This window comes from Oceaniglobus roseus, from assembly GCF_002869745.1.
GTDB lineage: Bacteria > Pseudomonadota > Alphaproteobacteria > Rhodobacterales > Rhodobacteraceae > Oceaniglobus > Oceaniglobus roseus.
Map to the genome: position 1 here is coordinate 77,034 of NZ_PNOS01000011.1, position 13,644 is coordinate 90,677.

Here is a 13,644-nt window from a genome sequence, read left to right on the forward strand (position 1 = left end):
GGATGCCATGGACCAGACCCTGAAGATCACCCTGCTCGGTACGGGCACCCCTCAGCCAGACGGGCACAAGTTCGGCACCAGCACCCTGGTCGAGGCGGGGGGGATGCGTGTCCTTCTCGATTGCGGCCGCGGTGCCGTGGTGCGACTGGCGCAGCTCGGTGTACCGGTCGGTTCCATCGACGCGGTGCTGATCTCGCACTTCCATTCGGACCATTACGCGGCGCTGCCCGACATCGTGATGACCGGGGCGATCCCGGCGCCCTGGGGCGGTCGGAAAAGGCCGCTGCGCCTGATCGCGCCCGAAGGCGTGCGCGAGGTCGCGGAGGGCCTGTGGGCCTTCACCAGCGCAGATCGCAACATCCGCGTGGCCGACAGCGAGATCGACGCCAAGCTGCACCGCCTCGATGTGGGCGTGCTGACCGAAGGCGTCGTGCTGGAGGAGAACGGCCTGCGGATCGTCGCCTTCGAGGTCGACCACGGCGAATTCGTGAAGCCTGCCTTCGGCTACCGGGTCGAGTATGGCGGGCATGTCTTCGTGCACAGCCACGACACCCGCTATTGCGACAACCTGATCAAACACGCCGAAGGGACCGACGTCCTGGTGCACGAGGTCGCCATGGCGCGGGCCGAGACGCTGGAACGCGATCCGCACGCGCGCACGGTGCTGGAGCATCACATCACCCCGCGCGAGGTCGGCCGCGTCTTCGCGCAGGTCGGTCCCAAGGTCGCGATGCTGACGCATGTCGTCCTCAAAGCGCCCGACGCGCCCAGCCTCGCCGAGCTGCTGGAGGAGGTGGGACAGGAGTACGACCAGCCCGTCATGGTGGCCCGCGATCTGACCGTCATCCGCTTCGGCGCATCCATCGCGATCCACTCGGGAGAGACGGCGCGCGGCTAGGTTCGTGCAGGCATTTCAAACGCCGGACCGGTCCGGCCACAAGGGAGGAAACCTCATGAAGATCACCGCAACACTCGGCGTCGCCGCGGCGGCATCCTGCATCGCCCTCGCGGCGCAGGCGCAGACCATGACCGCCGAAGGCTCGAACCCGGGCAGCACGCCGCTGACCACGATCATGGTGCTGGCCGAACTCGCCGGGGCCGAGGGCATCGCGGATTTCCAGGTGCAGGACGGCCAGACCCTGACGGATTCGCTGGTCAACGTGGCGCGGGGGACGACGGACGTGGCCCCGGTGCCGCTGATCGCTCCGTTCCTGCTGTCGCGCGGCGCCGGCCCCTATGCCTCGATCGGGGCAGAGGAGGGCACGCAGCTGGTGGGCAAGGTGTCTGCGCTCTTCACCATAAGCTTCGGTGCCATGAGCCTTTATTCCTACGACAGCTCGAACGTGTCGGGCTGGGACACGCTCGAGGGCAAGCGCATCATCAACGGCCCGCCCTCGGGCGGCGCGCTCGCCAATGCGCGGGCGATGATCCAGATCATCGCGGGCCTCGAGGACGGCAAGGGCTACGAGGGGGTGCAGTCGAACTGGGGGCAGATGTCGCAATTCATCGCCGACGGATCCGGCGACGCCATGGTGCTGCCGATCTACTTCCCGGACGACCGGATCACCCAGGCCTCCGCCGCCGGCGCGTTGACCCTCTATTCCGTGCCCAAGGCCGCCTATGACAGCGAGCCGTTCCAGAAGTACCTCTCCAGCCCCGGCACCGTCGGCTACGAGATCCCGATCGCCGAGCTGCCGCAGCAGGAGAACGTGACCATCAGCTCCGAGGACGACACCTGGCGCAGCCCGGTGACGGCGGGGGCCATCGTGGTGAATTCCGACATGGATTTCGACACGGCCAAGGCGATGACCGCGCTGATGCTGAAGAACATCGCCGCCTTCGAAGGCAAGGCCCCCTACATGCGCTACGCGCTGCTGGGCGCGATCGACGCGGCCGAGACCGGAATGTGCGGCCCCAACCCGGTCAAGTACCACCCCGGTGCCGTCGCGGCCTGGGAAGAGGCCGGCCATACCGTGCCGGATTGCGCCAAGCCCGCGTCCTGACCTGAGGCGACACCATCAGTCAAGACCGGCGGCCGGACCTCGGCCGCCAGTTCTCAAACGGGTGCAACATGGCCGATCACGATCCTTCCGCCGTTCAGGCAAACACCTTCTCGATCCGCCTCGCCTACTGGCTGGCCTTCGCCTTCGTGGTGGTCGGGCTGTTCAACGCCATGCCCGGCATTCCGGGGCTGGACGCGCTGTTCGCCGACCTGACCGACCAGACGGCGTTGCGCATCCGCCGCTTCCCGTTCGAATACTTCTACCCGATCGCCTTCTTCGTGATGATGCTGATCGTCGCCCTTCGGCAGTACAACACCCGCAAGCTGGAAGGGGTCCGCAGCCCGCTGGCGCTGGCGCTCGACATCGCGCTCGTCGTGGCGGCGGGCGCGATCTCGCTGGCCTACCTGAACGAGATCCAGTCGGTCTGCCTCGCCGACCAGATCACCGGCGACCGGGCGCGCCTGATCGGCGAGGCGCTGCGGATCGAGAAGGAGAATGCCGCGCTGTTCGGGATGCCGGAGCCGTCGACCGTGGACGATCCGCAGTGCCTCAACACGCTGGGCGGCTGGCTGGTCGGCATCGTCGGCCTGTCGATCGTCGTGTTCCTGGCCAATGCGGTCCGGGTCTGGGGCCTGCCGCTGGTGATCGTGGCGATCATCGTCGTCGCATGGGCCTTCACCACCATCGGCATCTGGTATGCCTTCGGCGATACCGGCATCAACAAGTACTTCATCACCAAGCTGGGCGGAGAACCGCGCACCCTCGCGGACGGCTATTCGCGGGTCCACGACATCCTGACCAGCAACGCCTCGGGCCTATTGGGGCGGTTCATGTCCATCGTCCTGAACGAGATCTTTCCCTATCTCATCCTCGGCTCGCTCTTCGGCGTGTCGGCGGGCGGGCAGTCGCTCATCAAGCTTGCCTTCCGCTGGACGCGGTCGCTGCGCGGCGGCCCGGCCCATGCGGCGATCGTGTCCTCGGCGATGTTCGGCACGATATCGGGCGGGCCGGTCGTCAACGTGCTGTCCACCGGCGTGCTGACCATCCCGATGATGCTCAAGCGCGGCTTCTCGAAGACCTTCGCCGGCGGGGTCGAGGCGGCGGCATCCTCGGGCGGCACCATCATGCCGCCGGTGATGGGCGTGGCGGCCTTCATCCTGGCGGCGATGACGGGGGTGCCCTACGGGGACGTGATCGTCGCCGCATTGATCCCCGCCGTTGCCTATTTCCTGTGCCTGTTCCTGACCGTCGTGTTCCAGGCCCGCCGCCAGAACATCCAGGCGGTGGGCGAGTTCACGGCGGAGATGCACCTGAGCCGTCAGGACCTGCTGAACCTCTTGATGATCTTCGCGCCGATCGTCCTGATCACGACGCTGCTGCTGACCCCGAAGGAGGCCGTCGGCTGCGGTGTCTTCGGCAGCCTGTTGGGCGTCGAGCAGAGCATCACCGCGAACGGATGCATTGCCCGCGACCTGCCATGGCTGCTGCAACTGTTGCAGAATGCCGCCGGTGACGTGGGAGGCGCCGGGTGGTGGGCGGTTCTGCTGCTGATGGGTCTGCTGTTCCTCGACCCCGCCATGCGGGCCCGGCCGCGGAACCTGATCGACGCGCTGTCCAATGCAGGCGTTCTGATCGCGACGCTGTACCTCATGTTCCTCGTGGTCACGATCATCGACTTCAGCCTGAAGCTGACGGGGATGCCCTTCTACATCTCGCTCGACGTGCTGCAGTGGCTCAACAGCCTGAACCTCGGCGAGGGCGGAGCGGGCTTCTTCCAGTTCCTTGCGCTGACCGTGACGATGCTGCTGGCGATCCTCTTGGGGATGGGGATGCCGGCGGCGCCGGCCTTCATCAACGTGTCGCTCCTGATGGGGCCGGTGCTGGCGGGGCTGGGCCTGTCGATCTTCACCGCGAACATGTTCATCTTCTACTTCGCCGCCGCATCGGCGATCACCCCGCCGGTGGCGCTGGCGGCCTATGCCGCGGCCTCGATCACCAAGGCCGATCCGATCATGACAGGCTTCTCGGCGCTGCGCTCCGGCATCGTGATGTTCGTCATCCCCTTCATCTTCGCCGCCTATCCCGAGCTTCTGCTGATCCCGCAGGCGGTCCTCGATCCGCAGGCGACCGGCATCGTCTATCTGCCGGGCTACGACGGCACGGTCGATGCGGGCCACCTCGCGCTGCTGAGCCTGAGGCTTCTCGTCGCGCTCTACCTGCTGGCCAGCGCGCTTGCCGGGTTCGACGTCGCGCGGCTTCGGGCATGGCAGGTGGTGCTGCGTCTGGCACTGGCGGTCGCGATCATCCTGCACGATCCCTGGATTCACGGCGTCGCGACACTCGCCGGTGTTCTCGTGGTGGCGGGCCACTACCTGATGGCCAGGAAGGCCCCCTCGGCGCCCGCAAGGGCCGCCGGCGAACGGCAGGCCTGACATGTCTCGGCTCGCGACGGCTATCACCGACCGACCCGATTTCCTTGTCATCATGACAGACCAGCACCGCCGCGACTGGCTGGGATGCAATGGCCACCCGGTGGTGAGGACCCCGCACATCGACGGCATCGCGGCGCGGGGCACGTCGTTCGACCAGTATTTCGTGGCCTCGCCGGTCTGCATGCCGAACCGGGCCAGCTTCATGACGGGGCGGTTCCCGACGGTGCACGGCCTGCGCTACAACGGCTGCCATCTGCCGCTGGAAGCCAACACCTTCGTCGACGTCCTCCGCGCGGGGGGGTACCGGACGGCGGCCATCGGCAAGTCGCACCTTCAACCGATGATCGGCCGCCGGCTGCCCGCGCGGGCCGACGCCGGCCCGATCGCGGAGGCGTGGAAGGTCGATCAGGACCGATATGGCGAGGAACAGCCGGACCGCTATCGGGGCGCGGACGGCTACGGCATCGCGCTGCCCTATTACGGCTTCGACCACGTCGACATGGTGACCGACCACGGAACCGAGGCGGGGGGCCACTATCGCCAATGGTTGCGGCGGCATTACCCCCACCTCGCGGACGGACCGGTGCCTGCGCTGCCGCACGCCTATTCCGTGCCGCAGGCGCTGCGCCCGGACATGCCGGAAGAGGCCTATACCACCTCCTACATCCGCGACAGGGCGGCCCGGTATCTGCGCGATCGGGCGGCCTCCGACCGGCCGCTCTTCACCTTCGTGTCGTTTCCCGACCCGCATCACCCGTTCAATCCGCCCGGAAAATACTGGGACATGTACGACCCCGCCCAGTTCGCCCTCGGCACCCGCTACGCCGATCACAAGGCGCCCCCGCTGCCGCTGGAGACGCTGCACGCCGACTTCCGGGCCGGAACGCCACCGGCGGCGCGCACCTTCCCGTTCATGGCGCACGAACGGCATCTGCGGGAGGCGATGGCGCTGACGGCGGGCATGATCGCGATGATCGACGACGCGGTAGGCGAGATCCTCTCGGCGCTGGAGGAATCGGGCCGCGCGGGCAACACGGTGGTGATCTTCACCTCGGACCACGGCGACTATCTCGGCGACAGCGACCTGCTGCTGAAGGGACCGTGGATGCGAGAGTCGATCACCAGGGTTCCCCTGATCTGGAGCGATCCTGCCGTTCCCCGACAGCCGGCCCGATGCGCCGCATTGACCTCGACCGTCGACATCGCGCCGTCGATCCTTCAGCGGTCCGGTCTGGCGCCCTTCAACGGAGTGCAGGGCAGATCCTTCCTGCCGGTCCTCGCCGACGAGACGGCAGAGAAGCGCCCGGATGTCATGGTCGAATACAACGACGCCAACGCGCGGCAAGGCTATCGCTCACCGGCCCGCATCCGTGCCCTTATGAGCGAAGACTGGACACTGATCGTGCCCGCGGGCGAGGGGTGGGGGGAGCTTTACGACCGGAAAGCGGACCCCGAGAACATCGACAACAAGTGGGACGATCCAACGTTCGCGGATGTACGGGCCGGAATGACGGCGCGCCTCCTCGACCGTGTGATCGGTCAGATGGACGAAAGCCCGAAGGCCGTCCACCCCGCATGACCTTCCGGGAGGTGCCTCGCGGTCCGGGGTTGCGACGGAACGCAGGTTGCGGGGCGCAGATCCCCGGCGCACTTCCGCGCAAGGCGAACTGGAAGCCGCTGCTAACCCATTCGGTCCGACGCATAGGCTCCGGGGCTGGCCGGGAAGACGACGGTCTTGTCCTTGTTGAGGAAGACCCGATGCTGGCTGTGGGCATGGACCGCGCGTGCGAGAACCTGAGCCTCGACATCGCGGCCGAGCGACACGTAGTCGGACGCGCTCTGGGCGTGCGTGACGCGCGTCGTGTCCTGCTCGATGATCGGCCCCTCATCCAGATCGGCGGTGACGTAGTGCGAGGTCGCGCCGATGAGCTTCACGCCACGCTCGAAGGCCTGCTTGTAGGGGTTGGCCCCCTTGAAGCTGGGGAGGAAGGAATGGTGAATGTTGATGATCCGCCCCGACATCTTGCGGCACAGGCTGTCGGACAGGATCTGCATGTAGCGCGCCAGCACGACCAGTTCGGCGCCCGAGTCCTCGACCACTTGCAGAAGCTGCGCCTCGGCCGCGGGCTTGTTCTGCTTCGTGACCTTGATGTGGTGGAACGGCAGGTCGTGGTTCACCACCGGCTTCTGATAGGTCATGTGGTTCGAGATCACGCCGACGATGTCGATCGGCAGCGCGCCGATGCGCCAGCGATACAGCAGGTCGTTCAGGCAATGGCCGAAGTTCGACACCATGATCACGACCTTCATGCGGTCGAGGGTGTCGTGCATGCCCCATTCCATGGCGAAAGGTTCGGCGACCGGGGCGAACCCTTCCTTCAGCGTCGCGAGGGGGACGCCGGTCTCGGCCGCGAAGCTGATACGGGCGAAGAAGCTTCCGTTTTCGGTGTCGTCGAATTGGGCGGCGTCCGTGATGTTGCAGCCGTGTTCGGCCAGATAGCCCGAGACGGCGGCGACGATACCGCGCCGCGAGGCGCAACGGACGGTCAGAACGTATGTCATGTTTCCAGCCTTTCAGGTCGGATCGACCCGCCGTGGGACATTCCCTGGCTGTCCGGCGGTGGTCGCGGTGTCAGAGCTTTCCGGTCAGTTCCGGAATGGAGGTTAAGAGGTCGGCGACAAGCCCTTAGTCGGCGAACTTCGGATTTCCCCGCAGCCTTGGCCGGTCGGGGGGGCGACTTCGCGTTCAGAACGCCAGCGTGGGCACGTCGACGACGCTCGCCCCGCCATCGACGGTCAGGACCGCGCCGGTGATCATCGACGCTTCGCCAGAGCAGAGGAACGCGACGGCGGCGGCCACGTCCTCGGGCATCGCGGGCTTGCCCAGGGGAACGTCCCGCGTCACCAGCGCGTAGGCCTCCTCCCGGCTGGCGAGGCGCTTGCGCTCCATCATCTCCGACATCTCCATGGCGGCCATCTCGGTCCGGACCCAGCCGGGGCAGATCGCGTTGCAGCGCACGCCCTGTCGGCCGAAATCCCGCGCGATGGAGCGGGTGAGGCCGATCAGCCCGTGTTTCATGGTGACGTAACCGCAGGCTTCCGGCCCCGCGGCGAGTGCGGCGATGGAGGCCATCATCAGGACATTCCCACCGCGTTCGACCAGCGCGGGCATCGCCGCCCGGGCCATGACCATCGCGGTATTCAGGTTCGCCTCGACGGCCTTCGCCCAATCGCTGTCCGAGACGTCCGTCAGGGTGCCGAAGCCGAAGCCGCCCGCATTGCACACCACCGCGTCGAGCCCGCCGAAGCGGTCCCTCGCGAGCCGGACCAGCGCCTCGGCGTGATCCTTTGAGGCCGCGTCACCGGCGACGGCCACGCCGTTGCAGGTCGCCGCGACGGCCTCGAGGGGCTCGGGCCTGCGGCCCGTGAGGATGACGTTGGCGCCTTCGCCGGCGAGGCGGCGCGCGCAGGCCGCGCCGATGCCGGTGCCGGCCCCGGTCACGATCACGGTCTTGCCTTGGAAACGGGTCATGATGATGCTTCGCCTTTCGAGAGATATGCCTCGGCCAGGTCGCGCGCGGTGGTGACGAAGCGGGCGTTCCGTGCGACCGACCCGTCCTCCCTCATGCGCGAGATGATCCAGCCCACATAGGTCGCGGCGCGCAGCGCCAGGAAGAGGTCGAGCGCGTCGAGGTCGAGGTCGCGCTGCGATCGATAGCCGTCCAGCAGCGCGGTCTTCAGCGCCTCGAAGTCCGGCTCCGGCCGGTTGCGCAGCAGGGTCGTCGCGATGTCGAAAAGGCGGAAGCCGAAGCCGCTGTCGTCGAAGTCGATGAGCTGCACCCGGCCAGCGTCGAGGATGATGTTCTCGCGCACGAGGTCCGCATGGATCAGCCCGTAATCCAGCGCACCCTCGCGAGCTTTGAGGTCCGCGGCCGCAACCACCCTGAGGTGCAAGAACAGCGCGCGATCCTCGGGCGACAGGGTCGGGTTGTCCCAGAACCGGTCCCAGACGGGAGCCTCGCCCAGAAGACCGTCCCGGTCCCAGCGGCGTCGGATGAAGCCGTCGGGCAGCGCCCAGGCGTCAGAGACGGCGTGCAGGCGGGCCATCTCGCGTCCGATCGCGCGGAAGAGGCCAAGCCGGTCGGCCACCGCCAGCGGCGTGCCCGTCTTTCCGAGCGGCGTGCCGCCAAGCCAGCTCAGGACATCGACGGCCACCCCGTCGATGGTGTGCAGCAGCTTGCCGTCCGCCGAGGGGACCGGAGACGGAACGTGGATCCCGCCTGCATCGGCGGCGGCCATCCACTGCAGCTCGGAGCGCAACTCGGCCTCCGAGCAATAGCCCGGCCGGTGCAGGCGCAGCGCATAGGCGGCACCGTCACGGTCGACGCGGTAGACCTTGTTCTCGCGCGCGGCGATCAGGCGGCAACCCGCGCCGTCGAAGCCCCAGAGCGACAGCGCTTTTCCGATCACATCGCTCATGATCGAAGCGGCGTCTCGGCCAGAACCTCGTCGAGCGTGTCGAACAGCAGATCGGCGTTCTCGATGGAGAAGGGCAGGGGCGGGCGGATCTTGAGCGTGTTCTTGTGCCGCCCGAGCTTGGAATGGATCACCCCGCGGTGGCGCATGGCGTTGATGACGCGGTCGGTGAAGTCGCTCGCCGGATCCTTCGTCTCGCGGTCCAGCACCATCTCGGCCCCGAAGATCAGGCCCGACCCGCGCACGTCGCCGACGACGTCGTACCTGGCCTTCAGCGATTCAAGCCGCTTGCGGGCGTAGAGGCCGACGGTGCGGGCGTTCTCGACAAGGTTCTTCTCCTCGATCTCCTCCAGCACCGCCATCGCCGCCGCGCAGGAGACGGGGTTGCCGCCGAAGGTGTTGAAATAGCGATAGCCCTTTCGGAACTTGGCCACGATCTCGGCGCGCGTGACGAGGCCCGCGATCGGATGCCCGTTCCCCATCGGCTTGCCCAGCACCATGATGTCGGGGAGGACGCCCATCTTCTGGTGCGCCCACATGTGCGTGCCGGTACGGCCAAAGCCCGACTGCACCTCGTCGCAGATCAGCAGGCCCCCGGCCTTTCGCACGACCTCGGCCACCGGCTTCAGCCAGCCGTCCGGGTTGTCGGGGAAGCCTTCGTTCAGGAAATAGGGACAGATCACCAGCGCCGCGAAGCCGGTGCCGGAGCGTTCGTGCTCGGCAATCTGCTCGGCCACCGCATCGGCGAAGCGCGTGCCGTCCGGGTCGGGGCTGCGGTAGCTGTCGGGCGCCTCGACAAACCTGAAATACCGCCCGAGTCCGAAGCCCACAGTGGGCTTGTTCGACTGGCTCAGCTGGCTGACCAGCGCGGTGTTGCCGTGATAGGTGGCATCCGTCGCGATGATCCCGCGCTTGCCGGTCATGGCCTCGGCCATGCGCAGCGCGATGTCGTTCGCCTCGGACCCGGTGCAGGTCAGCACCGCCGTATTGAGCGAGGCATCCATCGTCCCGGTCAGCTTCTCGACATAGTCGAGGATGCCGTCGTGCAGGTAGCGCGTGTGGGTATTGAGCGTGCCCGCCTGACGGCAGATCGCCTCGACCACGCGGGGGTTGCAGTGGCCCACCACGGGCACGTTGTTGTAGCAATCGAGGTACTTGCGCCCTTCGGCGTCCCAGAGCCAGACGCCCTCGCCGCGCACCACGTGCACCGGGTCGTCGTAGAAGGTCGAGACGTTCGGGCCGAGCAGCCGCCTGCGGTCGGCGATCAGGGTTTCGGTGTCGCGCTTCATGCGGTGGCTCCCGTCTGCTGCAACCCTGCCGCCGCGCGGACTCGGGCGTAGCTTTCGCCGGGGCGGGTGACGTCGAAGGGGACGGCCCGCAGCCCGACCTTTTCGGCGCCCGCGATGTTGCGGTCCTGGTCGTCGACGAAGACGCAGTCGCCCGGCGCGAGGTCCAGCTTGTCGAGCACGATCCGGTAGGCGCGCGGATCGGGTTTCAGGATGCCGGTATAGGTCGCGTCGACGATCACCTCGAAATCCTGCAGGAACGGCAGCTTGTCGCGGAATTCCGCCCCGTAGAACAGGTCGAGCTCGTTCGACAGGATCGCCAGCCGCACCCCTTGGGCGCGGGCGGCGGCGATGGTGTCCAGAAATTCGGGCCGGATCACCTCGGACGGGGCATTGCCGCGCACCGCTTTCACCAGATCCGAAAGCTCGGTCCAGTCCTCACCCACCATCTCGCCCAGCTCGCGCGTGCGCGCATACCAGTAGTCGCGCTCACTTATCCTGTCGGCCTGCATGTCGCGCCAGAGCGGATCGGTCTCCGGGTCGAACGGCCCCCGCCAGGTCAGGCTGCCGGGGGGCAGGCCAAGGGTCGTCTCGGTCTGGGCGTGGGTTTCGAAGAGCGTGCGAGAGATGACGCCGCCGAAATCGAAGATGAGCGCCTTGGCGAGGGTTGGTTCGGTCATAGCTGGATCCAGGCCGTCTTGAGGTCGGTGTATTTCTCGAGCGCGTGCAGCGACTTGTCGTGGCCGTTGCCGGACTGCTTGTGTCCGCCCAGCGGCACCGTCAGGTCCGAGCCGCCATAGGTGTTGACGTGCACGACGCCCGCGCGGATGCGCCCGATCATGCGGTGGGCGCGCGACAGGTTCGACGTCCAGACGCCGGCGGCCAGCCCGAAGGCAGTGCCGTTGGCAAGGCGCACGGCCTCGTCCTCGTCCCCGAAGGTTGTGACCGACAGGACCGGGCCGAAGACCTCGTTCTGGAACAGGCGGTCGCCCTCCTTCACGCCCGCGAGGATCGTCGGCTGCATGTAGGTGCCGCCGGTCTCGGTCAGGATGCGCTCGCCGCCGGTCCGGCGCTCCGCGCCCTCGGTCTCGGCGGCGCGGACGAAATCGAGGTTGGCGGCAAGCTGGGTTTCCGAATGCACCGCGCCGATCTGGCTGCCGAGGTCCAGCGGATCGCCGACCCTGAACGCCTCGGCGTGGCGGGTCAGCTCGGCCACGAAATCCTCGGCGATATCCTCCTGCACCAGCAGGCGCGAGCCGGCGACGCAGACCTGCCCCGAATTGCGGAAGATCCCGGCGGCCGACACTTTCGCCGCCTCGGCCAGGTCGGGCGCGTCACTGAAGACCACGTTGGGGGATTTGCCGCCCAATTCCAGGTAGCACCGCTTGAGGTTCGAGCGCGCGGCGTACTCCAGCAGCCGCCGCCCCGTCGCGCCGGAGCCGGTGAAGGCCAGGATATCGACGTCCATGTGGAGCGCCAGCGCCTCGCCCACGGTGGCGCCGCGGCCGGTGAAGACGTTGAACACGCCGTCCGGCACGCCGGCCTCGCTCGCCAGTTCGGCGATTCTCAGCAGCGTCAGCGAGGCGGTCTCGCCCGGTTTCAGCACCACCGAATTGCCCGCGGCGAGCGCCGGGGCGACCTTCCAGCTGCCGATCATCAGCGGGAAGTTCCACGGCACGATGGCGCCGACCACGCCCACCGGTGCGTGGTGGACGAGACCGAGGACATTTTCGGCCGTCGGCGCGATCTGGCCATAGACCTTGTCGATGGCCTCGCCGTAGTAGCGGAAGGTCCCGGCGGCCGACAGCGCCTCGGCCTTGTAGGCCATGGCGATCTCGGTGCCGTTGTCGCGCACGCCGAGGACGGACAATTCGAGGGCGTTCGCCTCGATCAGGTCGCCAAGACGCATCAGCACCTTCTTGCGCGCCGCGGGCGCCATGCGGCACCAGCGGCCATCCTCGAAGGCCGCGCGTGCCGCTGCGACGGCGGCATCGACGTCGCCCGCGCTGCCATCCGCGATCTGCGTCAGGACGCGGCCGTCGATGGGCGAGACGACGTCGAGCAGCCCGCCGTCGAGGGCAGGGGTCCGCCTTCCGCCGATGAAATGTGCCTGAGGCGGCACCGGCAAATGGCGCAGCGCGTCGATGGTGGCCTGGTTCAGCATGTCTTGCCCTTCGCTGCAGTCATTGAGCCGACCCCGCGCTGTCGGCGGCCGGAACGATGCCGTCCTTCACCCAGCCGTCGAAGATTTCGAGCGCGAGCTCCGAGAACCCGGGATCGTTGATGTGCAGGTCGGTGTCGCTGACCGAGACGCCCTCGGCGACGGTGGCGCGCAGCTCGGACAGGAAAGCGCCGAGCCCCTCGGGATCGTGGCAATCCCCGCCCGGCCTGTCCCACTCCTCGATCCCGCCGCCGGGGATCAGCAGATGGGTCGGCGCGGCGCTTTCTCCGATCCGCCTGTTCAGCTCCCGCGCGATCTCGCGTCGTTCCGTGGCGTTGTAGATCGTGTTCGTCACCAGCTTGTTGTGGATGTGCAGTGGCCGGTCCCGGAAACGCTCGGGGATCTCCTGCCAGCCCGCGAAATCGATCAGGTCCATGCAGCCAGGCGCGACCAGCTGCGGGATGCCCGCCCGGCCCGCGGCGCGGTGGCGGTCCTTGCCGGCGTTCACGACCGACCCGGCCATGAGGTTGCCGAGTTCGCACCCGGCGAAATCGAAGACGCAGGCGAAGCCCTTCTGCGCGGCGATCTGCTCGAACGCCATGCCGCCCATGCCCATGGCGTGGAACACCGCGACCTCGTAACCGCGCGCCTCGAGCGCGGGCTTGAGGAACCTGATGTACTTCAGGCAGGAGGTGCCCAGCGACGTGACGCCGATCACCGGCCTTTGGCTGGTCGTGGGCTCGGCGGCGCGGGCCGCCCCCAGCACCGCCCCGGCCGCCTGGGACAGCGACGACCGGCAGATCGCGTTCAGCCCGTAGAGGCCGCCTGCCCAGAGGATCATCTGGATATCGGGAGACAGGCGCTCGGACGGGATGAGCGCCGAGAAGGAGACGGTCGAGACGACGTATTTCGGCAGGCCGAGCGGCAGTCCCCGGCAGACGTCGAGCGCCAGGTCGGTGCCCATTGTGCCGCCGAGGATGATGACGCCGTCGATGGACCCCGCATCGCACAACCGGCGGGACAGGAGGCAGGCGCCCTTCGACATGATGTTCATGGCGACGTGTTCGCTGCCGCTGGCGATGGCCTCGTCGATCGAGCTGCCGCCGGCTTCGGCCACCTCGTGTTTCGAGATGTCGGTCGGCTGCGCGGGATCGCCCAGCACGCTGACGTCCAGCGTCAGGGTCCCTCCGCCAAGCGCCCGGATCTTGGCGGCGATGAAGTCGAGTTCGTCGTTCTTGGTGTCGTAGGTCCCGACGATCAGGATGGTCTTGTCGGCCATGGGTTCT

11 protein-coding genes are annotated in these 13,644 nt (G+C 67.6%); 4 read left to right on the forward strand and 7 right to left on the reverse strand.

Going from position 1 to position 13,644, the window contains the following annotated elements; genetic code table 11:
• Positions 1–7: 7 nt before the first annotated feature.
• The 4 genes from A7B20_RS07690 (at position 8) to A7B20_RS07705 (ending at position 6,014) form a co-directional block, all read left to right on the forward strand.
• A complete protein-coding gene (locus A7B20_RS07690; protein WP_102107984.1) occupies positions 8–898 on the forward strand; it encodes an MBL fold metallo-hydrolase in 891 nt (296 codons plus the stop codon).
• 55 nt (positions 899–953) lie between these two features.
• Positions 954–2,003, forward strand: a complete 1,050-nt coding sequence (locus A7B20_RS07695) for a TAXI family TRAP transporter solute-binding subunit (protein ID WP_102107985.1) — start codon at positions 954–956, stop codon at positions 2,001–2,003.
• 68 nt (positions 2,004–2,071) lie between these two features.
• On the forward strand, positions 2,072–4,435 hold the full coding sequence (locus A7B20_RS07700) for a TRAP transporter permease (protein WP_245866674.1): 2,364 nt from the start codon (positions 2,072–2,074) through the stop codon (positions 4,433–4,435).
• Between the two features lies 1 nt (position 4,436).
• The gene (locus tag A7B20_RS07705; RefSeq protein ID WP_102107986.1) at positions 4,437–6,014 is read left to right on the forward strand and encodes a sulfatase family protein; all 1,578 of its coding nucleotides are present in this window, start codon (positions 4,437–4,439) and stop codon (positions 6,012–6,014) included.
• A gap of 101 nt (positions 6,015–6,115) precedes the next feature.
• On the opposite strand, the gene purU is transcribed toward A7B20_RS07705, so the two are convergent.
• From purU to A7B20_RS07740, 7 genes are all read right to left on the reverse strand, one after another.
• A complete protein-coding gene (purU, locus tag A7B20_RS07710) occupies positions 6,116–6,997 on the reverse strand; it encodes a formyltetrahydrofolate deformylase (RefSeq protein WP_102107987.1) in 882 nt (293 codons plus the stop codon).
• A gap of 184 nt (positions 6,998–7,181) precedes the next feature.
• Positions 7,182–7,967, reverse strand: a complete 786-nt coding sequence (locus A7B20_RS07715; protein ID WP_102107988.1) for an SDR family NAD(P)-dependent oxidoreductase — start codon at positions 7,965–7,967, stop codon at positions 7,182–7,184.
• Complete coding sequence (locus A7B20_RS07720) at positions 7,964–8,914, reverse strand: phosphotransferase enzyme family protein (RefSeq protein ID WP_102107989.1); 951 nt, start codon at positions 8,912–8,914, stop codon at positions 7,964–7,966. The genes A7B20_RS07715 and A7B20_RS07720 overlap by 4 nt, the downstream gene beginning before the upstream one ends.
• Positions 8,911–10,200, reverse strand: a complete 1,290-nt coding sequence (locus A7B20_RS07725; RefSeq protein ID WP_102107990.1) for an aspartate aminotransferase family protein — start codon at positions 10,198–10,200, stop codon at positions 8,911–8,913. The genes A7B20_RS07720 and A7B20_RS07725 overlap by 4 nt, the downstream gene beginning before the upstream one ends.
• Complete coding sequence (locus tag A7B20_RS07730; protein WP_102107991.1) at positions 10,197–10,877, reverse strand: HAD-IA family hydrolase; 681 nt, start codon at positions 10,875–10,877, stop codon at positions 10,197–10,199. Before A7B20_RS07730 ends, A7B20_RS07725 begins: the two co-directional genes overlap by 4 nt.
• The gene (locus tag A7B20_RS07735; protein ID WP_102107992.1) at positions 10,874–12,361 is read right to left on the reverse strand and encodes an aldehyde dehydrogenase; all 1,488 of its coding nucleotides are present in this window, start codon (positions 12,359–12,361) and stop codon (positions 10,874–10,876) included. Before A7B20_RS07735 ends, A7B20_RS07730 begins: the two co-directional genes overlap by 4 nt.
• Positions 12,362–12,380: 19 nt before the next feature.
• Positions 12,381–13,637, reverse strand: a complete 1,257-nt coding sequence (locus A7B20_RS07740; RefSeq protein ID WP_102107993.1) for a Tm-1-like ATP-binding domain-containing protein — start codon at positions 13,635–13,637, stop codon at positions 12,381–12,383.
• Between the last annotated feature and the right edge of the window lie 7 nt (positions 13,638–13,644).